This is a genomic window from Sphaerotilus microaerophilus, assembly GCF_023734135.1.
Classification (GTDB): Bacteria; Pseudomonadota; Gammaproteobacteria; order Burkholderiales; family Burkholderiaceae_C; genus Sphaerotilus; species Sphaerotilus microaerophilus.
In genome coordinates this window covers 1,898,817-1,918,599 of record NZ_AP025730.1, presented here as the reverse complement: position 1 = coordinate 1,918,599, position 19,783 = coordinate 1,898,817, and the positions used below count along the sequence as shown (strand labels likewise).

Below are 19,783 nucleotides of genomic sequence, written 5' to 3'. Positions count from 1 at the left end.
GGGTCTTCATGGTGATTCCAGGGGCGTGGATGATCGACAAGGCGTCTATCGGCAAGCCGGGCACCGAACTGAGCCGGCCCGGCTCGTTGCGAGCGGCTACGGGCGGGCCTGGCGCAGCTGCCCGGCCATGCGGTTGAACCAGGCGCGCTCGTCTTCCTGCACGCTGTCGGAGGCAATGCTTTCGCCCGGAGCCGGCTGCGCTCGCGGCCCTGCGGAGGGGCCTGGCACCGGGCGGTTCGTGGCCGCGCCGCTCACGGGCGGTGCCACCTCGCTGCGCACGATGCGCGGCGTGATGACCACCACCGTCTCGGTGGAGGCGCTCGACTCCTCGGTGCTGGAGAACAGCCCGCCCACGGCCGGCAGGTCCTTGAGCAGGGGCACGCCACTGCGGCGCTGGCTGCTGACACGCTTGATCAACCCGCCGATGAACACCGCCTGGCCGTCCTCGCACAGCAGCTGGGTGGTGACCTCGGTGCTCTTCTTGGAGGGGATGCCGCCGGTCATCGTCGCCGAGCTGATTTCCGGGTGGATCGACATCAGGATGCGCCCGCGCTGGTCCACCGAGGGCGTGACCTTCAGGATCACGCCGGTCTCCAGGAACTGCACACTCTCGGTGGTCACCTGGTTGGTGGTGGTGGTGACCTTGTAGCCGATGCGCTCGCCGATCACCGCCTGCGCCTCCTGGTTCTCCAGCGCCAGCAGCTTGGGCGTGGACAGGGTCTTCACCCGCCCGGCGCCGGAGAGCGCCGACAGGTAGACGTTCAGGTTGCGGTTGACCAGGTTGAAGAAGAAGCCGGCCGCGCCGGGCGCCGCCAGGCCGCTCGTGCCGGTCGAGCTGGCCGACCCGGGGCCGAAGATGCGCGACCAGTCGACGCCGTAGGTTTCGCCCTCGTCGAGCGTGATCTCCAGGATCTTGGCCTCGATGAGGATCTGGCGCGGCTCGGCATCGATGGTGGCCAGCAGCCGCTCGATGCGCTCATGGAAGTCCGGCGCATCCTCGACGATCAGCAGGTTGCGTTCGGGCAGCGTGGTGACCTTGCCGTAGCGCGAGACGTACTTGCCCACCAGCTCGGCCACCTGCCGGACGTTGGAATACTGCACCTTGTAGGTGCGCACGGTCGTCGTGGTGCTGGGCGTGTCGCGGCCCAGCTCCTGGCGGTCCAGGATCAGGTAGTCGCCCCGGCGCGTGTCCACGGCATACCCGGCGGCGTGGGCCACCGCCTGCACGGCCTGGGCGGCATCGACATCGAACAGGTTCACCGACACGCGCCCGGCCACCCCCTTGGACAGGAGGATGTTGATGCGCCAGTGCCGCGACAGGATGTCGATGACCTCGCGCAGCTCGACATCGTGGAAGCGCATCGTGATCGTGCGCGGCGCCTCGGCCGGCCCTGCGCGCCCGGCCACGGCGGCGGTGCCGGCCGGCGCCCCCGGTGGCTGGGCGGCGGTAGCGGCGTTGGCCGTGTTGGCGGGCAGCGTCAGCATGGCCGCCATCGCCAGCGCCAGCGCCATCGCCATCGACCTCAGGCCGTTGAACCGGAAACCCCAGCGCTTGTTCATCTGATGCTGCCTCATCTCTCGCTGCCCGCCCGCTCGCTGCCCGTCTTATCGCCCAGCACCAGGGTGATGCTCTGGCGCCCCTTCGTGAACACGGCGCCGTTCTCGCTCACGGACTGCAACCGGTAGCCCTCCACGCTGCCACCCAGCTCGACCAGTTCGGCACCGACCAGCGCCAGCGAGCGTGCCCCGGCCACCACCACGGCGCGCAGGCGCGGGCGCCACTCGGGCGGCGGCGCGGCGTCGCCCGCCAGGGGCGCCGCCCCGGCAGCCGCTGCCCGCGCCCCGGTTGACGCGGCTGTTGGCGCCCCCGGAGGCGCTGCCGCAGGCATGGCGGGCCGGCTGAAAGGGTCGTGCCGCAGCGTGACGCGCATCACCCCCGGCCGCACCCCATCGGCACGCGCCGGCTCGGTCTTCGAGGCCGGGGCCCCCTGCGCCTGCGCCGCCGGCGCGCACCCCAGGGCGGCCAGCGTGCACGCCAGGGCGGCCGCTGCTGGCCGCGGATGCCTCCAGGCCGGTCGCTGTGGCTGGCCCGGCCTGCAGGGCGGACGGATGTCGATGTCGCTCATCGCGTGGCTCCCTTCGCGTCCGGCACCGGCAGAAAGGCGCTGAACTTGACCCGCAGGGACAACGGCTCCCCACCGCCCGCGCCCATCAGCTGCAGCTCGGTGACGGCCAGCGGCGCGATCTGCGGCTCCACCTCGGCCAGCCAGGCCACCAGGGCCAGGTAGCTGCCACGCGCTTCACCATCGAAGGTGGCAACCTGGATCTGCTCCTGCGGCAGCACCCCGGCGCCCGAGCGGACCTGGCCGAGCTGCACCCCGTGGCGCTGCGCGCTGCGGTCGAGCAGTGCGATCAGCTGCAGCACCATCTCGTCGTCGGCATGCGGCAGCCCGGCATCGCGCAGGGTCTGCTCGGCCTGGGCGAGCGCGCCGCGGGCCAGCAGCACCTCGGCACGCAGCGCCGCGGCGCTCACCGCAGCGGTGGCACTGCGCTGCTGCACCAGGCTGCGCCACTCGGCCAGCGGTGCACGCAGCAGCAGCAACCAGCACTCCAGCGCCACGAACACGAGCAGCGCACCCAGCAGCAAGCGCACGGTGCGGCGGTCCAGCGCCGCCAGGGCGTTCAGCCCCGCCACCGAGCGCGTGGTGCCCAGCCAGGGCAGGCCGGGCAGCGTCAAGCGCTTCATCACGGGGCCCTCCCTGCCAGCGCGTCGACCTGCGCCGACACGGTGAAGTCGACCACCTCGCCCCCCGGGTGGCGGCGCACGCCGGTATCGGCCAGCCGGGTGCTGCGCAGCCCCGGCTGTTCGGCGAGCTGGCGCACAAAGGCCATCACGCCGGCATGGTCGAGCGCGTGGCCGCGTATTTCCAGCGTCTGCCGCAGGTGCCAGCCCGCAACGACCTGCGGACCTGCCGGGCTGGCTGACGAGGCAGCCGCCTCGGCCGACGGTGCCACCACGGCCTGGGCGTAGCGCAGCTGGTCGAACCACAGGCCCGGGCTGAAGGCGGCATCGACGCTGTGCAACGCCTGCTGCCAATGGGCCGCCTCACGTTGCTGCTGCAGGCGTTGCAGGGTCTGGACCCTGGCCTCGGCCGCCTGGCGGCGCTGCGTCAGTGCGGCCAGCTCGCTGCGCTGCGCCGCGGCCGCGGCCGCTTCCTGGCGTGCGCGCTCCATCTGCGGGCGCTCACGCGAGATGCCCAGCTCCAGCCCCAGGCGCACCAGGCCGGTCGCGGCCAGCAGCGCCGCTGCGGCCAGGCCGACCCCGCGCAGCTGGCGGCCAAGCTGGCGCTGATGCAGGTGCTCGGCGGGCAGCAGGTCGATCTCCCGGCCGCGTTGCCCGGCCTGCGCGCCGCGCAGTGCCAGGCCGGCGGCCAGCGCCATGCCGGCGATCGGCTGCAGCCGCTCCAGCAGGTCATTCGGCGCCGCGCTGCGCAGGCGCCGGAAAGGGTTGAGCACCGCCACGGGGAGCGCCAGCTGGCTTTGCAGCAGGCGGTCCGCACCGGGGATGCGGCCGAAGCTGCCCAACAGGTAGACACGGTCGACGCTGCGGCCCCGGCTGCGCGAGGCGGTGTAGATCAGGGTCTTGTTGACCTCGGCGACCAGCGTGGCGATGTCGGGGCGCAGGATCTCGGCCAACGTACGCGCCATCGCCGCGTCGCCCGTCGCCGGGCTCCCCTCATCGCCCCCCTCATCGCCCCCCTTGTCGCCCCCCTTGTCGCCACCCGCACCGGCGGACGGGGCCAGCAGGCCCTTTTCCTGCAGCAGCCGGTCGGCCGTGCTGCGGTCCACGCTGAGCGCGCTCATCACGCGCTCCAGCAGGGCCTCCAGCGAGAACTCGATCTGCCGGTCAAGCATCAGCCGGCGGCCCCAGATCACGCTGAGGTGGCAGCGCTGCCGGCCGAAGTTGATCACCAGCGTGTTCGGCTGCGCCTGGTTGGTGTCGGCACCGTTCATCTGCGCGATCAGCCTGGCCACCGCGGCCGGGCCCACATCCAGCGCCTGCAGCTCCAGGCCGAGGCCCTCCAGCAGGGCGGCCCGCTGCAGCACACGCTCGCCGGGCGCGACCACCACCAGGGCGTCGCGCTGGCCGCGGTCGGCATCGTCGCCGCGGATGGGCAGGTAGTCGACCACCGCACCGTCCAGTTCGGCCCCCAGGCGGGCGCGCAGGTCGGTCGCCAGGGCGCTGCCCTCGTCCTGCCCGGGCGCAACGCCAAAGGTCACCGGAAAGAAGCGCAGGTCGCCGGGATCGGGGCAGGACACGACGCACCGGCCCTTGAAGCCGTACTGCCGCAGCGCCTTGTGCACGAAGGCCGCCAGCACCCGCGGCTGGGCGAGCAAGGCCTCGCGCGGCTGCGGGTAGGGCAGCGACGCCACCGCCTGCAGCGCCGGACCGTCGGGCCGGAAAGTGAACTGCACCAGATTGAGCCGCTCGGACGCCAGGTCCAGCCCGATCGGGCCGTGGGGGGCCGGGCGCAGCCGCGCCAGCCAGGCATGCAGGCCCACACGCAGCATGACGGTCAGCCCGGGCGACCTCATCGCCCTGCCCCGCCGCGGGCGGATGGGGTGCACCGCGTGGCGTGGCGCAGCGGCCCACGGCCACCGCACAGGGCGAGTGGCACAGCGCAACGGGCGACGGGATGCGGACGGACGGTCATGGCGGTCTGGGTGGTGGCAGCCGCCCGCACCACAGGGCAGGTCGGCTGCATGACCGGTTTTATCGGCTCGGCGGGCATGCAGCTTGAACGCGGATCCGGCCAGCGCCCCGCGGGAGCGCACCCCGGCCTCACTGGTAGGTGACGACCAGCTCGGGCGGGTTGCTCGCCGCCTCCCGGCTGTTGAAGATCAGCTCCTCGCTGGAAGCGGTGGGCAACCGCAGCAGGAAGCCGTGATTGGTGGAGGCGCTGTCCACCCAGCTCTGCACCTGGGTGGTGACGGTGAATTCCACCCACTGGCCGGGGGTCAGGTTCTTGGCCAGCGTCTTGGTGGCGATGGCCGTGCTGTTGTAGTCGCCACCCAGCGTCAGCCACAGGGTGCCGGCAAGGCTGCGCAACCAGGTCACCTCCAGTTCGTTCCACGGCTTGGAGGCGGCATAGACATCGGCCGTCAGGTTCTTGCTGAGTTTGGTCCCGGCAGCCAGGGCGCCGAAGTACATGCGCAGGGTCGCGCTCTGCACGGTCTTGCCCGCCGGGATGCCCGCGAGGTCGAACTTCAGCAAGGGTCGGGCTTCATGGCTCTTGGACAGGTACAGGTCCGGCTGGCTGCCGAAGTTGCTTGTCTGCAGAAGGAGGTCACCGTCGATGTCGGTGTCGGCCACCGGGTTGAGCGTCACGGTGGTGCTCGGCGGTGTCCAGCCGCAGGGCGGCAGGAAGGTAACGGCCAGTTTGGGGCGCTGGCTGGCGTTGGATCCGTCGCTGCTCGTGAGGGTCAGGCTGGAGATCGGGGCCGCCGGACGCACCTGCACGCCCTGGTTGGGCAGGCTGCCCTTGATCCAGCGGTCGGCCAGGGCGGCCACGTCCCAGTTCAGCCAGTTGCCAGCGCCGCTGAAGGTGGCCGAGGCGACCGCGGTGCCGTGCACATCGCCGCCAGCCGCGCTCCAGGCGGTGCTGCCGTCGCTGCTGCTCCAGTTGGCGGCCTCGGTCCAGTCGCCCGCCATGCGGTGCAGCGCCACCGGGCCGCTGTTGCTGCCACCCTCGGCATAGGCCGACAGCGTGGCGGCGGTGACGTGGCTGCCCGCGGGAATGGCGGACAGATCGAAGCGCAGGATCGGCAACGAGGTGCCCGGGCTGCCGATCAGCGTGCCCTTGTTGCCATTCGACGATGAGCTGGCGCTGTCGAGGTAGGTGTCGGTGCCCTCTGATGCCGGCTGCAGCGTCATCGTGACCGTGGAGGCCTGGTGCATCGGGACGTCCGAGCGGGTCAGCGTGATCGAGGCATCGCCGTAGGTGCCAGTGGAGTAGACCGTCACCGGCGAGCCGCTCAGGGCGCCGGCAACGGCGGAGTAGCTGGCGCCGTCGAAGGCCGTGTCCTTCGACGGGGAGAGGATGGTTGGGTAGATACCGCTGCAGCCCTTGGCATGCATGGCCATCGTGACGCGCTGCAGGCCGGCCTCGGCGGCGTAACGGGCCTTGTCCTGGTCGCGGGTGCCCGCGGCGGTGGCGCTGGCCAGTGCGGTTTCCCGGTGACCCAGGAAGCCCACCGCGGCCACCAACGCCAGCAGCAGCGCCACCGGCAGCAGGATGAAGCCGCTGCCTCGGCGGCCCTGGCGGCTGTGTCTGTGCGCCGCCTTCACAGCGTGCCGCCCCCCAGGCGCAGGCGCTCGCGCAGCGTCACAGTGCTGCCGGCAGGGCTGCGCGTGGTCAGTACCACCTCGGCACTCATCGCCTGCAGCGGCCCTGTGCCCGCCGGCTGGCTCAGGCCGAAGGCAGTGACGCGCTCGGCGATCACCTGCGTGCCGGTGCAGCCGGTGTCGGCGGTGGTGGTTTCCACCAGCGCACCAGCACCGTTGACGCAGAAGTACGCCGGGCTGAACACGTTGCCGCTGGTGTTGGCCGCCGCGGGCAGCAGGGCATGCGGCGCGGTGGCCCGTGCGGCGGCCTGCAGCCGTTCGAGCGCGAAGCGCGCCTGCTGCAGGGCCTCGGCGCTGCCGCCGGTTTCTGAACGAGCCGCCACGCCCAGGCGTGCCACCGAGCCCATACCAGCCAGCAGCAGCGCGCCGATGGCGGTGGCGACCAGCAGCTCGACCAGGCTCAGGCCCTCCAGGTGGTCGCGCCCTTGCCGCCGCCGCTGCGGGCAGGCCGCGGGTCGCCCCACCGTGCTGCCGTGACGCGGTGTCACCACCATCTGGATTTCATGGTTTCGAGCGCCAGGCCGCCGGCCTCGTAGGCCACGCGCACGCGCACCAGGCCGGTGTCGGCGGCGGACAGCGCACTGCCGTCGCTGCGGTAGAGGATGACGACGCGCCGATCCGCACCCGCCGCGTCGGACAGCGCGCTGCTCACCGAAACGGTGGTGTTGCCGCCGGCCAGGAAGGTCTCGGCATTGAGCGTCTCGAACGGCAGGCTCAGCACCTCTTCCATCTTGGCGCGCAGCAGCGCGTCCCGCCCGGCGGCGCTGGTGAGCACCGGCCCACCGCGCACACTGGACTGCAGCGCCTCCAGCGCCGGCACCAGCGCGCTGGCCACCAGCACCAGCGCGACCAGCACCTCGACATAGGCCAGCCCACCGATGCGGCGGCGGCCACCCTGGCGCCTTGCGTGCCCTGTGCTCATGGCGGGATTCACAGAATCGAGACGCGGCCGGTGGCCGGGTCCACCGCCACCGTCAGCTGCCGGTCGCCATGGGTCAGCAGCACACCGCTGCCCGTGGCGGGCGTGCCCTTGCTGGTCTTGCTGCTCACCTGGCAGACGCTTGCCGGTCGGCCCTCGGCGTCAAAGGTCAAACCGCCATAGGCGCTGCCGCCCACCAGGAAGTTGGGGGTGACCGTGACACCGCCGGAGAACGGCCCGTCGGTGACCTTCACGACGTAGGCGGACTTGGTGCGGGGATCGGTGGCCGCAGTGAAGCTGCTGAAGCTGGCACAACCGCCGCTGGTGGCCATCACGCGAACCTGCCCGGGGCTGCTTTCGGCATCGAAGAGCACGTACTTGCCACGGCGCATGGCCTCGGCCCGGCTGAAGCGCAGGGCATCGCGCACCTCGGCAGCAGCCACGTCGAGCCGCTGCCCGTCGTTGCCGCTGACGCTCGGCACCAGGACGCTCGCGATGACGGCCAGCAGGCTCACCACAATCAGCATTTCCACCAGCGTGACGCCCCGCGGCGCGGGCGTGGCAGACCGGCAGCAGGGCGACTTGGGCATGGGGAGTGGCGGCCAGTGCGGGCCGCAGCGGTGCCGCGGCCCTCGGCGTGGGCAGTTCAGCGGCGCGCTCAGTGCGTGGAGTACGCCGCGCCCTTGCTGTCGGTGGCGTTGCTGTTCATCACCACTTGGCCGGACTTGGTGTCGTAGGCCCAGCCGCCCGTGGCGGCGGCGGGCGCCAGTGGCGTGCCGGGGGTGGTGACGACGATGTCGGCCGCCACCGAGCCCTTGCCGGTGATGGCGTCGTTGGGCAGGCCCTTGCGCAGGTAGGGGCCGTATTTGTAGGTGGTGGCGTCACCGACGGTGCAGGTGGTGCCGGTGGTGCTCGAATAGGCCAGCAGCTGGTCCATCAACGCCTGGGCCGAGTCGGCCGCGCCGTTGCCGGCCGTCCCGGTGGTGTTGCAGGTGCCGCCGGAGCCACTGGTCACGTCGCCGGGATAGACGCTGTGCTGCGCCTTGTACAGCTCGACGGCATTGCGCAGGCCGGCCAGGTTCGAATCCAGCGCCGCCTCCTTGGTGTCGCTGGTGGCACTGCTGAACTGCGGGATCACGATCGCAGCCAGGATGGCCATGATGATGACGACGATCAGCAACTCGACCAGCGTGAAGCCGCGTTGGTCGGCATGGCGCAGGGTGGATGGCATGGGGACTCCGGGAACAGGTCTGGGCAGGTGGAGGCGGACACCGAGGTGAATGGTCAGAAGTCTTTTCGACCTTCGGTGCCTGAAATGAAGCCGGGCAGCAAGCGGGGATGCATGACTGGGGCCCTGGGGTGTGAACCGCTGCACAGTCAGTGCACGGCGCGGCTGAGCTTGAAGATGGGCAGGATCAGCGAGGCGACGATCAGCCCGACCAGCGCCCCCATCACCAGCAACATCACCGGCTCGGCCAGGCGCGAGATCAGCGCGATGCGGCGGTTCAGCTCGCGGTCGTAGAACTCGGCGATGCGGGTCATCACCTTGGCGAGGTTGCCGCTGTCCTCGCCGGTGGTGATCATCTGGCGCACCATCGTGGGCACCAGCGGCGAGTGCTGGAAGCCCTGCGCCAGGCCGCGGCCCTCGGTGACCTGCTCGCGCAGATCGGCCATGAAGCGGCGGAACAGCCGGTTGGGCACCAGGTCCTGGCAGGCCCGCAGTGCGTCCACCAGCGGCACGCCGTGCGCCAGGGACAGGCCCAGCACACGCAGCGTCTGGCTGAGGTAGATCTGCTGGTAGATCGTGCGCAGGCCGGGCAGGCCGAGCTTGAGTGCGTCGAGCCGCTCCAGCACATCGGGCCGGCGCAGCAGCACGGCCGCCCCGCCGGTCAGCCCACCCAGCGCCGCCATCACCCAGGGCCAGTGCAGCCGCAGGCCGTCGGACAGCGCCATCAGCACGCGCGTGCTCCACGGCAGGTCGTTGCGGATCTGCTCGAACATGTCGGCAAACTTCGGGAACACGCCCACCAGCACGAAGACGATCACCGCCAGCGAGAACACGATCAGGAAGATCGGGTAGGACAGCGCCGAGGCGATGGTCGAGCGCAGCCGATCGGCCTGCTCATCCATCTCCAGCAGCTGCTGCAGCACCTGCGGCAGGAAGCCGCCCCGCTCGCCGGCGTTGACCAGCGCGATGTAGGTGGGCGGAAACAGCGCCCCATGGGGCGCCAGCGCCACCGACAGCGGTTGGCCTTCCAGCACGGCGCCCGACACCGCGTCGAGCACCGCGGCCACGCCGGGGTGGCGCTCCTGCGCGTGCAGCTCGCGCAGCGCCTGGTGCAGGCTCACGCCGGTTTCGAGCAGCAGCAGCAGCCGCTCGGTGAGCAGCATGCGTTCGCGCGCGCCCATGCGGGTGCCGGTGCCGCCGAGGTTCATCTGCCAGCGCGACACCGGTGGGACCGAGGCGGTGGCGGTGCCCACGCCAGATTGCGCACCAGACCGCACGCCAGATCGCGCGCCACGGCTCGGAGGGGAAAGATCGAGGGCCATGGGCCAGCTCCGGTTCGTTCGCAGGTCGGTCAGCTGGCGTGCACTGCGCGGCCGACTTCTTCCAGCGTGGTGCGGCCCTCCAGGGCCCGCTGCACGCCGTCGTCGTGGAGGGTGCGCAGGCCGGCGTGGCGCGCCTGGGCAAGCAGCTCTTCGCGGCTGGCACCACGCGCGATCAGGCCCTGCAGCCGCTCGTCGGCCACCAGCAGCTCATGGATGCCCAGGCGGCCCTTGTAGCCGGAGTCGTAGCAGCTCGCACAGCCACGGCCCTTGACCAGCCGCACGGGCGGCTCCTTGGGCCAGCCGTGGCGCGCCACCAGCTCGGGCGGCGCCAGGAAGCGGGTCTTGCAGGACGGGCAGACATGCCGCACCAGCCGCTGCGCCACCACACCGGCCAGCGCCGAGGCCAGCAGGTAGGGCTCCACACCCATGTCGGTCAGGCGCGAGAGCGCGCCCACCGCGTCGTTGGTGTGCAGGGTGGAGAGCACCAGGTGACCGGTGAGTGCGGCCTGCACCGCGATCTCGGCGGTCTGGCGGTCGCGGATCTCGCCGACCATCACCACGTCCGGGTCCTGCCGCAGCACGTGCTTGAGCATGCGCGCAAAACCCAGGCCGATGGCCTCGTTGACCTGGTTCTGGTTGATGATGTCCAGCTGGTACTCGACCGGATCCTCGATGGTGACGATGTTCGTCTCCATGCTCTTGAGGTAGTTGACCGCCGCGTACAGCGTGGTGGTCTTGCCGCTGCCGGTGGGGCCGGTCACCAGGATCAGGCCGTTGCTGCGCCCGAGCAGGCCCTTGAAGGTGGCCAGGTTGGCCTCGGCCATGCCGAGCTTGGCGACGTCGAGGATGGACTGGTTCTTGTCCAGCACGCGCAGCACCACCTTCTCGCCGTGGATGCCGGGCAGCGAGGAGAAGCGCAGGTCCACCGTGCGGCCCTGGGTGCTCACCTGGATGCGCCCGTCCTGCGGCAGGCGGCGCTCGGCGATGTCCAGGCTGGCCATCACCTTCAGGCGCGAGACGATCGCCGGGTGCAGCTCGGCGCGCGGCGTCATGACCTCGTAGAGCACGCCGTCGATGCGGAAGCGCACCCGCGAGCGGCCACGCTGGACCTCGATGTGGATGTCGCTGGCCTTGTCGCGGATGGCGCGCTGGATCAGGCTGTTGACCAGGTTGATGACCGGGCTGGCACCAGCCATCTCGTCGATGGTGGTGTAGTCGTCGGGGATGCCGCTGTCGACCAGCTCCAGGTCGGCGTCGCGGTCATCGAGCAGGTCGGCACCGTAGTCGCCGCCCGTGTAGGCCTCGGAGAGGTACTTGTCGATGTCGCCCGCACGGGTCAGCAGCACGCGCACCGTGCATTTCGTCAGCCGGCGCACTTCGTCAAAGGCGGGCACCGCCTGGGCGTCCGCGGTGGCCAGGGTGAGCGTGCCGCCCACCTTGAACAGCGGCATCACCTTCAGCCGGCGGGCCGTCTCCCGCGGCAGCAGCGCCAGCGCCGCGGCATCGAACAGGCCGGGGCGCAGCGGCAGGTAGGGCACGCCCAGCTGCTCGGCCAGCGCCTGCTGCAGCACCACCTCCGTGATGCGCCCACGCCCGACCAGGATCTGGCCGACGCGCTGGCCGGTCTCCAGCTGCGCTCGCTCGGCGTCTTCCAGCTCGTCGGCGCTCACGCCAGCCTGGCGCATCAGGATCTCGCCCAGGCGGCGGTGCCGGCGCGCGCCGCCGGCATGCACCGGCTCGCTGCCGCCGAAATCCAGCCGCGCCACCGCGAGCTGCTGGTCCAGCCCGGTGATCAACAGGATGTCGCGCACCAGCTCGGTGGGGTTGATGATCTGCAGCCGCCCGCCGTGCGTCGCCAGGCGCGCCGAAGCGTCCAGCAGCAGCTCCAGCGCCCGGCCGTTCACCACGGTGACGCGGCCCAGGTCCAGCACCAGCTGCAGCTGGCCCGCCGCGGTGCTCGCGGCGATGGCGCCTTGCAGGGCGGCCAGCGCGGCCTCCTCGACCAAGGCGCCGCCGGGCGACAGGTAGGTCAGCGCACCAACGCGGCTGCGCGTGACGACCTCATCCATGGTGGCCCTGGACGACCTGGCCCAGGCTGTCGGCGGCCCCTTCGCGGCGGATGCGGAAACGCAGCAGCCACTCCGGCTCGGCTGCGCAGAGCGTGCGGAACACGGCGACGACGGACGGGTCGAGCTGGCTGCCCGAGACGCGCTCGATCTCGCGCATCGCCTCCTCGTGGCTGCGCCCCGCGCGGTAGGCACGCGAGCTGGTGATCGAGTCGTAGGTGTCCGCCACCGCGATGATGCGCGCGTGCAGGGGGATGCGCTCGCCCTTCAGCCCGTGCGGGTAGCCGGTGCCGTCCCACTTCTCCTGGTGGTGGCGCGCCCCGGGCACGGCGTCCTTGAGGTACTCGATGTGGCGCAGGATCTCGTAGCTGCGCTCCGGGTGCACCATGATGAAGGCGTACTCGTCGCGCGTGAGCCGCCCGGGCTTGCACAGCACCGCGTCGGGGATGCCGATCTTGCCCACGTCGTGCAGCAACGAGCCCCAGAAGAGGTGCTCCAGCTCGGTTTCATCCAGCTCCAGCGCGCGGCCGATTTCCATCGACAGGTGGTGCACCCGCTCGCTGTGGCCACGCGTGTACGGGTCCTTGGCCTCGACCGCCTCGACCAGCGCAGCCGCCATCTGCTCGGTGAAGCTCGACAGCCGCGCCACCAGCGTGCTGGTGTGCAGCAGGTTGGACAGCTGGCTGGCCAGGATCTCGGCCAGGCGGCGGTCGCCGTTGCTGAAGTCGGGCTTGTGAGCGTGGTTGAGCAGCACCAGCATGCTGTCCACCCGCTGGCCGTTGTTGACCGGGCAGGCCAGCACGCGGTAGGGCATGTCGGTGAAGACGTAGGCGCGCCGCGGATCGTCCGGTGCATTGAGCACCAGCGACTCGCGCGTGGACTGCACGAAGCGGAACAGGTCGCCGCGCATCTCCACCAGCACGAGGTCGAGGTTGTGGATCGGCCGGCTCAGCTCGGTGGCCCAGAGGCACTCGCCGCTGTCGGGCTTGACGTAGGCCACCACGTCGATCTCCAACTGGCGAGCGCAGTCACGCAGCAGCAGCTCAAAGGCGCGCTTGTCGTGGCCGTGGTGGCGCACATGCTCATCCACCCCGTAGACCATGTGCAGCTCCTCGTAGCGCTCGGCCAGCTCCTCGGTCATGCCGTCGAGCTCACCGCGCAGGCGGGTCCGTTCATCGTGCAGGCGGGCCTGCTCGCCCACCGAGGCGGCCAAGTCCTCCATTGCCTCGGCCAGATCGTCCACCGCCATGCTGGCGGGGTCGCCGGAACCGATGCAGGTCGCCAGCCAGCCGATGCGCTGCGAGCCGCTCTCGACCGGCCGGTACAGCAGCGTGTGGTCACTGCCCAGCGCCTGCGCGGCCAGCCCGCCCCCTTCGAAGGGCCAGGCAAAGCCGGCTTCGACCTGCGCGGCCACCCGTTCGGCCAGCTGCACATCGGCCGCCGAGCCGCCCTGCTGCAGCACGCCCCCCTGCGCGTCGCACAGCAGCAGCGGGGTTCCGGTGCCACAGGCACGTTGCAGCCAGCGGTGGATGCGGCCGAAATCGACCTCGCTCAGATCAGCTGCCCACATGGCCGGCTCCTTCGTTGCCATCGTCCAGGCCCCGCGCCAGGCATGCGACCAGCTGGCGCGGGCTGACCGGCTTCTCCAGGAAGGCCACCCGCGGGATGCGGCGCACCCACTCGCGCTCCTCGCGCTCGGTCATCGAGGTCATCACGTAGATGTCAAAGCCCCGCTGGGGCGCTTCGGCATGCAGGGTGCGCACCAGCTCGCGCCCGTCCATGCGCGGCATCTGGATGTCGGTGATGAGCACGTCCGGCGCCTCGGCCCGCGCCATCTCCAGGCCGGCCAGGCCGTCCGCGGCGGTGCGCACCTGGTGGCCGGCGCGCTCCAGCATGAGCTTGAGCACACGCATCACGTTGGGCTCGTCGTCGACGATCAGGATCCGTTTCATGCCGCTTGTGCCTGTCATGCTGGAAGGGCCTCCTCGTAGACCGCGGCGAGCTTGCGCACGCGGATGCAGAACTCGCTGCCCTGCCCCGGTGTGCTCTGCACCGTGATGCTGCCCTGGTGCAGGTCGATGATCTGGCGCACCAGGTGCAGGCCCAGGCCGTGGCCCTTGCGAGCAGCGGCACCGGGGCGGCTGTCGCTGCGGTTGTCAGCCACGCGGTAGTACTTGTCGAAGATGCGCTCGACCTGGTCGGCGGGGATGCCGATGCCGCCATCACGGATGCGGATGACCAGCGTCTGGTCGCCCTCCTCCTCGGCGCTCAGCGCAATGAAGCCACCCGGCTGGTTGTACTTGATGGCGTTGCTCAGCAGGTTGTTCAGCGCGATGCGGAACAGGTCCTTGTCCAGCGCCGCAGCACCCAGGTTGGGCGGCACGTCGATGCGGAAGTCCAGGCCCTGGCCCAGCGCGCCTTGGCGCTGCGACTCGAAGGCGTCCACCAGCAGGTCGTGCAGGTGGACGCGCTGGCGCTTGAGGGCCGTCGTGCCGGCATCGATCTTGGCGATGTTCAGCAGGTTGTTGATCAGCCCCGCCATGCGCTGCGCCTCGTCATGGATGACGTTGACCGCCTCGATGTGCAAACCGGGGTCCGCCCCATCGTCGCCCATCAGCAACTCGGCGTAGGCCACGATGCTGGCCAGCGGCGTCTTCAGCTCGTGCGAGACCTGCATCACGAAGTCCGCCCCCGCGGTGCGCGAGAGCTGCTCCTGGGTGGTGTCACGGATCACCACCAGCGTGCCGAAGACGCTGCTGCTGTCCTGCGGCGTGGGCAGAGGCTGTGCGCTCAGACTCAGGAAGCGCGGCGGCGAGCCCGCCAGCACGATGTCGGCCTGGGTGGGGAGAAACGTGGCCACACCGGCACGCATGCGCTGACGTGTCAGGAAGGCCAGCAGCGCCGGCACCTTGCACCACAGCTTCGGCGGCTGCCCCACGATCTGCTCGGGCGGCACCCCCACCAGACCCTCCAGGCTGGCGTTGGCGAACACGGGCAGGCCCGCACCATCGAGCACCAGGATGCCTTCGGGCAGGGACTGCAGCGCCACCTCGACCTTGCCCTTGTCGTAGGCGATCAGCCGGCTCGACGCCACCGCATCCAGCCGCTGCGCCTCCAGCTCGCTCATGCGCGCCTCGGTGACGCTCAGGAAGCGGCCGAAGCGCTCGACAAACTCGCTGAGCGGGTCGGCGCCCGGCGCCGCAGCCACAGCCGGCCGGCCCGAGCGTGCACCGCCGTCGGTCTGTGCAAGCTGGTCGGCCAGCCGAGCGAGCGGGCGGATCTCGCGGCGCATCAGCAGGTAGAAGAACGGCGCCAGCAGGAAGATCGGCAGCGCCAGGATCCCCGCAAAGGACAGCTGCTCCACGCCGCCCCAGGGCGGATCGGCGAAGTAGCCCAGCCGCACGAAGCCAGCGAGGTTGCCCTGGTGCATCACCGGGCCGATGAATTCGATGATGCGCCGGCCCGAGTCCGGCATGCGCAGCGCACGCTCACCGTACCAGCCTGCCGGCTCGCGGGGAAGCGCCCCTGCCGGCACCGGCGTGCCCGGCAGCGCAAATTCGACCAACGGCGCACCGGCCGGGGACACCAGCAGGGCATAGACGAAGCCCTCGCTGCGCTGTGCGCCCACGGCGGTGTGCAGGACGCTGCGCTGCCCGTCGCCCGGCACCAGCTGCTCCAGGGGCAGCAGCGCCAGCGAGCGCGACAGGCTCACCCCCTGCGCGCGGATCTGCCGCTCGTGGCGGTCGGCCAGGTAGCCGTGCACGGCCGCGACGATGAGCCCGATCACCGCCAGCGTGGCGGCAATGATCAACAGGCCCAGTCGGTTGCTCTTCATGGCGAGGTTCGGTGGTGGCGGTGCGGCAGCGCAGTGGCTTCAGGCAAAGCTGCCCGGCCTTTCTTCGGCACAACCCTGCGGCCCCTTGAGCCGCTCAGGCGGTCAGAGCGTCCGTGCCCTGCACCATAGGTGAGCCCTGGCCGCACCCGAAGCCGAAATAGCGCCCTCGTTCCCGGTGTGATCGGCGCATGCAGCCGATCCCGCACGGCCCCCTCACCCATTTACCCATCTACCCATCTCGAGTCGACACCGCCGCAGCGGGCACCGGCGGGCACAATCCGCACTTTCGCGCCACCGCCGCCATGCACCCCGACCGACCCGCCGACGATGCCCACCCGGCCGACCTGCCGCTCGTGCTGGTGGTCGACGACGAGGTGCGCTCGCAGGACGCGATGCGCCGCACGCTGGACGAGGACTTCCGCGTGCTCAGTGCCGGCTCGGCCGACGAGGCGCGGGCGCTGATGGAGCGCGAGGAGGTGGCCGTCATCCTCTGCGACCAGCGCATGCCGGGGCTGTCGGGCGTGGCCTTCCTGCGCGAGGTGCGCGAGCGCTGGCCCGAGGCGGTGCGCATCATCATTTCCGGCTACACCGACAGCGAAGACATCATCGCCGGCGTCAACGAGGCCGGCATCTACCAGTACATCCTCAAGCCCTGGGTACCCGACCACCTGCTGCAGACGGTGCGCAACGCCGTGGAGGCCCGCGCGCTGCAGCAGGGGTTGTCGCGCCTGGAACTGGACCTGCGCGCCGGCACCTCGGTGCTGCGCCACCGCCGCGCCGACCGGCTGGCGCAGGCACGCGCGGCCTTCGACTTCGATCGCATCGAGCGTGCCAGCGGCAGCCCGCTGGACGCCGTCTGCGAGATGGCCGCGCGGGTGGCGCGCTACGACCTGTCAGTGCTGATCCTGGGCGAATCCGGCACCGGCAAGGAGCTGCTGGCCCGCGCGATCCACTACGCCTCGCCACGCTCGGGCGGCCCCTTCGTGCTGGAGAACTGTGCCGCCATCCCCGACACGCTGCTGGAGAGCGAGCTCTTCGGCCACAAGCGCGGCGCCTTCACCGGCGCCTACGAGGACCACATCGGCCTGTTCCAGCGCGCGCACGGCGGCACGGTCTTCCTCGACGAGATCGGCGAGACCTCGCCGGCCTTCCAGGTCAAGCTGCTGCGCGTGCTGCAGGAGGGCGAGCTGCGCCCGGTGGGCTCCACCCGCTCGCTGCCGGTGGACGTGCGCGTGGTCGCCGCCACCCACCGCCGGCTGGCCGAGGACGTGGCGGCGGGGCGCTTCCGCGAGGACCTCTACTACCGCCTGGCCGGCGTGACGCTGCAGATGCCGCCACTGCGCGAGCGCGCCGGCGACGTTGCCCCGATCGCCCGGCGCCTGCTCGACGAGGTGGGCCGCGAGCTCGGCCGCCCCGGCATGCGCTGGGCCGATGGCGCGCTGGCCGCGCTGATGGGCTACCCCTGGCCGGGCAACATCCGTGAGCTGCGCAACGAGATCGCCCGCGCGGTGGCGCTCAGCGACGGCGAGACGATCCACGCCGCGGCCTTCTCCACCGCGGTGCTGCAGGGCCAGACCGGGCGCCACCACGCCGCCGAAGCGGGCAACGCCGCCCTGCCGCAGACCGGCACGCTGCAGGAACGGCTGGATGCCATCGAGGCGATGGTGCTGCGCGAGACCATGCTGCGCCTGCGCTGGAACAAGACCCACGCGGCCAAGGAGCTGGGCCTGTCGCGCGTGGGGCTGCGCGCCAAACTCCAGCGTTTCGGCTTGGACAAGTAGACATGCTGAACGTGCTCTGGCTCCAATCGGGCGGCTGCGGCGGCTGCAGCATGTCGCTGCTGTGCGCCGACACGCCCGACTTCGCCGGCATGCTGCGGCGCGCGGGCGTGAACCTGCTCTGGCACCCGAGCCTGAGCCTGGAGAGCGGCGCCGAGCTGCTGCAGGTTCTGGACGACTGCCTGGCCGGCCGCACCGCGCTGGACGTGCTGTGCATCGAGGGTGCGCTGCTGCGCGGCCCGCACGGCAGCGGGCGCTTCCATGTGCTGGCCGGCACCGGGCTGCCGATGATCGACTGGGTGCGGCGCCTGGCCGGCGTGGCCCGGCACGTCGCCGCGGTGGGCAGCTGCGCCGCCTGGGGCGGCATCAGCGCTACCGGCCCCAACCCCACCGACGCCTGCGGCCTGCAGTACGACGACGACCGCCCCGGCGGCCTGCTCGGCACCGGCTGGCGGGACCGCAGCGGCACTGGCCACAACGGCGGCCTGCCGGTGATCAACATCGCCGGCTGCCCGACGCACCCCGGCTGGGTGATCGACACCCTGATGGCGCTCGACGCCGGCCTGCTCGGTGCGGACGACCTCGACCCCTTCGCCCGCCCGCGCTGCTACGCCGACCAGCTGGTGCACCACGGCTGCACGCGCAACGAGTACTACGAGTTCAAGGCCAGCGCCGAGAAGCCCAGCGACCTCGGCTGCATGATGGAGCACCTGGGCTGCAAGGGCACCCAGGCGCACGCCGACTGCAACACCCGGCTGTGGAACGGCGAAGGCAGCTGCACCCGCGGCGGCTACGCCTGCATCAGCTGCACCGAGCCCGGCTTCCAGGACCCCGGCCATCCGTACCACGCCACGCCCAAGCTGGCGGGCATCCCCATCGGCCTGCCCACCGACATGCCCAAGGCCTGGTTCGTCGCGCTGGCCTCGCTGTCCAAGAGCGCCACGCCCAAGCGCGTCAAGCTCAACGCGGTGGCTGACCACCGAGTGGTGGCGCCGCAGGTGAAGAAGACCCGATTGAAGTGAGCCCCGCCATGACAACGCTGCAGCAACGCCTGGGCATCGACCTCCCGATCATCCAGGCGCCGATGGCCGGCGTGCAGGGCAGCGCGCTGGCCGTGGCCGTCAGCGAGGCCGGCGGGCTCGGCTCGCTGCCGGCGGCGATGCTCACTCCACAGGCCCTGCGCGACGAGCTGGCCGCCCTCACTGCAGGGACGCAGCGGCCCTACAACGTCAACTTCTTCTGCCACACGCCACCCGCGGCCGATGCGGCACGCGAGGCCGCCTGGCGGCAGGCGCTGGCGCCCTACTTTGCCGAGTTCGGCATCGATGCCTCGGCCATCCCCGCCGGGCCGGGACGCCGCCCCTTTGATGCCGAGGCCGTCGAGCTGCTGGAGGCCTTCCGCCCGCCGGTGGTGAGCTTCCACTTCGGCCTGCCCGACGCCGCCCTGCTCGCCCGGGTGAAGGCCTGGGGGGCGACGGTGCTGTCCTCGGCCACCACGGTGGACGAGGCGCGCTGGCTGGAAGCGCACGGGGCGGACATCGTCATCGCCCAGGGCCTGGAAGCGGGTGGGCACCGAGGGATGTTCCTCAGTGAGGACCTGGCCACCCAGCTCGGCAGCTTCGCTCTGCTGCCCCAGGTGCTGCGCGCGGTGCGTGTGCCGGTGGTGGCCGCGGGCGGCATCGCCGACGCGGCGGGTGTCGCGGCCGCCCGGGCGCTGGGCGCGGTGGGCGTGCAGGTCGGCACCGCCTACCTGCTCTGCCCGGAGGCGACCACCAGCGCCCTGCACCGCGCCGCGCTGGCCGACCCCGGCGAGCGGCCGACGGCGCTGACCAACCTCTACACCGGGCGGCCCGCGCGCGGCCTGGTGACCCGCCTGATGCGCGAGCTGGGGCCGATCAGCCCGCTGGCCCCGGCATTCCCGCTCGCCACCCCGGCCATCGCCCCGCTGCGCGCGAAGGCCGAGGCCGCCGGCCGCAGCGACTTCACGCCGCTGTGGGCCGGCCAGAACCGCCGCGGCTGCTGCGAGCTGCCCGCGGCTGCGCTGACGCGCGCACTGGCCTCGGGCTGGTCCGGCGCCTGAGCACGGCGCCGGGCGCGATCAACACGGCAGCCAGGGAAACCGGGAACGCGGGAGGCCGGGGCCCGGGAGGTAGCCCCGCCTGCGAGAACTGGCACGGCGGGTCAGCGCGGCAGGTCACGCCCATGCGCAGCCGGTGGTGCCAGGCGGCA

Annotated in this window: 17 protein-coding genes; 3 read left to right on the top strand and 14 right to left on the bottom strand. The window is 71.6% G+C overall.

The window, feature by feature from the left end:
* Nucleotides 1-96 precede the first annotated feature (96 nt).
* The 14 genes from NGK70_RS08430 to NGK70_RS08365 all read right to left on the bottom strand — a co-directional run bounded on the left by NGK70_RS08430 (nucleotide 97) and on the right by NGK70_RS08365 (nucleotide 15,776).
* On the bottom strand, nucleotides 97-1,575 hold the full coding sequence (locus NGK70_RS08430) for a type II secretion system protein GspD (RefSeq protein ID WP_251972803.1): 1,479 nt from the start codon (nucleotides 1,573-1,575) through the stop codon (nucleotides 97-99).
* The gene (locus NGK70_RS08425) at nucleotides 1,572-2,126 is read right to left on the bottom strand and encodes a hypothetical protein (RefSeq protein ID WP_251972802.1); all 555 of its coding nucleotides are present in this window, start codon (nucleotides 2,124-2,126) and stop codon (nucleotides 1,572-1,574) included. The genes NGK70_RS08430 and NGK70_RS08425 overlap by 4 nt, the downstream gene beginning before the upstream one ends.
* Entirely contained in the window at nucleotides 2,123-2,746 is a 624-nt protein-coding gene (locus NGK70_RS08420) for a hypothetical protein (RefSeq protein ID WP_251972801.1), read from the bottom strand. The genes NGK70_RS08425 and NGK70_RS08420 overlap by 4 nt, the downstream gene beginning before the upstream one ends.
* Nucleotides 2,746-4,596, bottom strand: coding sequence for a pilus assembly protein PilM (pilM, locus tag NGK70_RS08415; RefSeq protein ID WP_251972800.1), 1,851 nt, complete (start codon nucleotides 4,594-4,596; stop codon nucleotides 2,746-2,748). Before pilM ends, NGK70_RS08420 begins: the two co-directional genes overlap by 1 nt.
* Nucleotides 4,597-4,843: 247 nt before the next feature.
* Entirely contained in the window at nucleotides 4,844-6,349 is a 1,506-nt protein-coding gene (locus NGK70_RS08410) for a DNRLRE domain-containing protein (RefSeq protein WP_251972799.1), read from the bottom strand.
* On the bottom strand, nucleotides 6,346-6,894 hold the full coding sequence (locus NGK70_RS08405; protein WP_251972798.1) for a PilW family protein: 549 nt from the start codon (nucleotides 6,892-6,894) through the stop codon (nucleotides 6,346-6,348). Before NGK70_RS08405 ends, NGK70_RS08410 begins: the two co-directional genes overlap by 4 nt.
* Entirely contained in the window at nucleotides 6,891-7,328 is a 438-nt protein-coding gene (locus tag NGK70_RS08400; RefSeq protein WP_251972797.1) for a hypothetical protein, read from the bottom strand. Before NGK70_RS08400 ends, NGK70_RS08405 begins: the two co-directional genes overlap by 4 nt.
* An 8-nt stretch (nucleotides 7,329-7,336) precedes the next feature.
* Nucleotides 7,337-7,915 carry a pilus assembly FimT family protein gene (locus NGK70_RS08395; RefSeq protein ID WP_251972796.1) on the bottom strand — a complete coding sequence of 193 codons (579 nt, stop codon included), beginning with the start codon at nucleotides 7,913-7,915 and terminating at the stop codon, nucleotides 7,337-7,339.
* A 68-nt stretch (nucleotides 7,916-7,983) separates the two neighbouring features.
* Nucleotides 7,984-8,556 carry a prepilin-type N-terminal cleavage/methylation domain-containing protein gene (locus tag NGK70_RS08390; protein ID WP_251972795.1) on the bottom strand — a complete coding sequence of 191 codons (573 nt, stop codon included), beginning with the start codon at nucleotides 8,554-8,556 and terminating at the stop codon, nucleotides 7,984-7,986.
* A 146-nt stretch (nucleotides 8,557-8,702) separates the two neighbouring features.
* Nucleotides 8,703-9,806 carry a type II secretion system F family protein gene (locus NGK70_RS08385; protein WP_251972794.1) on the bottom strand — a complete coding sequence of 368 codons (1,104 nt, stop codon included), beginning with the start codon at nucleotides 9,804-9,806 and terminating at the stop codon, nucleotides 8,703-8,705.
* Between the two features lie 98 nt (nucleotides 9,807-9,904).
* Nucleotides 9,905-11,944 carry an ATPase, T2SS/T4P/T4SS family gene (locus tag NGK70_RS08380; RefSeq protein WP_251972793.1) on the bottom strand — a complete coding sequence of 680 codons (2,040 nt, stop codon included), beginning with the start codon at nucleotides 11,942-11,944 and terminating at the stop codon, nucleotides 9,905-9,907.
* Entirely contained in the window at nucleotides 11,937-13,511 is a 1,575-nt protein-coding gene (locus tag NGK70_RS08375) for an HD-GYP domain-containing protein (protein ID WP_251972792.1), read from the bottom strand. Before NGK70_RS08375 ends, NGK70_RS08380 begins: the two co-directional genes overlap by 8 nt.
* Nucleotides 13,498-13,893, bottom strand: coding sequence for a response regulator (locus NGK70_RS08370; protein WP_251972791.1), 396 nt, complete (start codon nucleotides 13,891-13,893; stop codon nucleotides 13,498-13,500). Before NGK70_RS08370 ends, NGK70_RS08375 begins: the two co-directional genes overlap by 14 nt.
* 14 nt (nucleotides 13,894-13,907) lie before the next feature.
* Nucleotides 13,908-15,776 carry a sensor histidine kinase gene (locus tag NGK70_RS08365; protein ID WP_251972790.1) on the bottom strand — a complete coding sequence of 623 codons (1,869 nt, stop codon included), beginning with the start codon at nucleotides 15,774-15,776 and terminating at the stop codon, nucleotides 13,908-13,910.
* A gap of 302 nt (nucleotides 15,777-16,078) precedes the next feature.
* Here NGK70_RS08365 and NGK70_RS08360 point away from each other — a divergent pair, with 302 nt between their 5' ends.
* From NGK70_RS08360 to NGK70_RS08350, 3 genes are read left to right on the top strand one after another with little or no spacing between them, the layout of a single operon-like run.
* Entirely contained in the window at nucleotides 16,079-17,557 is a 1,479-nt protein-coding gene (locus NGK70_RS08360) for a sigma-54-dependent transcriptional regulator (RefSeq protein ID WP_251973719.1), read from the top strand.
* 2 nt (nucleotides 17,558-17,559) lie between these two features.
* Nucleotides 17,560-18,576: an NADH-quinone oxidoreductase subunit B family protein gene (locus NGK70_RS08355; RefSeq protein WP_251972789.1), complete on the top strand. Its 1,017-nt coding sequence runs from the start codon at nucleotides 17,560-17,562 to the stop codon at nucleotides 18,574-18,576.
* 8 nt (nucleotides 18,577-18,584) lie between these two features.
* On the top strand, nucleotides 18,585-19,634 hold the full coding sequence (locus NGK70_RS08350) for an NAD(P)H-dependent flavin oxidoreductase (RefSeq protein WP_251972788.1): 1,050 nt from the start codon (nucleotides 18,585-18,587) through the stop codon (nucleotides 19,632-19,634).
* The last annotated feature ends 149 nt before the right edge of the window (nucleotides 19,635-19,783 follow it).

What these genes read in the sequence shown, in the direction of transcription:
- NGK70_RS08370 (WP_251972791.1), bottom strand. Translation starts at nt 13,893, where the DNA reads ATGAAACGGATCCTGATCGTCGACGACGAGCCCAACGTGATGCGTGTG.
- NGK70_RS08390 (WP_251972795.1), bottom strand. Translation starts at nt 8,556, where the DNA reads ATGCCATCCACCCTGCGCCATGCCGACCAACGCGGCTTCACGCTGGTC.
- NGK70_RS08420 (WP_251972801.1), bottom strand. Translation starts at nt 2,746, where the DNA reads ATGAAGCGCTTGACGCTGCCCGGCCTGCCCTGGCTGGGCACCACGCGC.
- NGK70_RS08355 (WP_251972789.1), top strand. Translation starts at nt 17,560, where the DNA reads ATGCTGAACGTGCTCTGGCTCCAATCGGGCGGCTGCGGCGGCTGCAGC.
- NGK70_RS08360 (WP_251973719.1), top strand. Translation starts at nt 16,079, where the DNA reads ATGCACCCCGACCGACCCGCCGACGATGCCCACCCGGCCGACCTGCCG.
- NGK70_RS08400 (WP_251972797.1), bottom strand. Translation starts at nt 7,328, where the DNA reads ATGAGCACAGGGCACGCAAGGCGCCAGGGTGGCCGCCGCCGCATCGGT.
- NGK70_RS08395 (WP_251972796.1), bottom strand. Translation starts at nt 7,915, where the DNA reads ATGCCCAAGTCGCCCTGCTGCCGGTCTGCCACGCCCGCGCCGCGGGGC.
- NGK70_RS08425 (WP_251972802.1), bottom strand. Translation starts at nt 2,126, where the DNA reads ATGAGCGACATCGACATCCGTCCGCCCTGCAGGCCGGGCCAGCCACAG.
- NGK70_RS08350 (WP_251972788.1), top strand. Translation starts at nt 18,585, where the DNA reads ATGACAACGCTGCAGCAACGCCTGGGCATCGACCTCCCGATCATCCAG.
- NGK70_RS08375 (WP_251972792.1), bottom strand. Translation starts at nt 13,511, where the DNA reads ATGTGGGCAGCTGATCTGAGCGAGGTCGATTTCGGCCGCATCCACCGC.
- pilM (WP_251972800.1), bottom strand. Translation starts at nt 4,596, where the DNA reads ATGAGGTCGCCCGGGCTGACCGTCATGCTGCGTGTGGGCCTGCATGCC.
- NGK70_RS08430 (WP_251972803.1), bottom strand. Translation starts at nt 1,575, where the DNA reads ATGAGGCAGCATCAGATGAACAAGCGCTGGGGTTTCCGGTTCAACGGC.
- NGK70_RS08380 (WP_251972793.1), bottom strand. Translation starts at nt 11,944, where the DNA reads ATGGATGAGGTCGTCACGCGCAGCCGCGTTGGTGCGCTGACCTACCTG.
- NGK70_RS08365 (WP_251972790.1), bottom strand. Translation starts at nt 15,776, where the DNA reads ATGAAGAGCAACCGACTGGGCCTGTTGATCATTGCCGCCACGCTGGCG.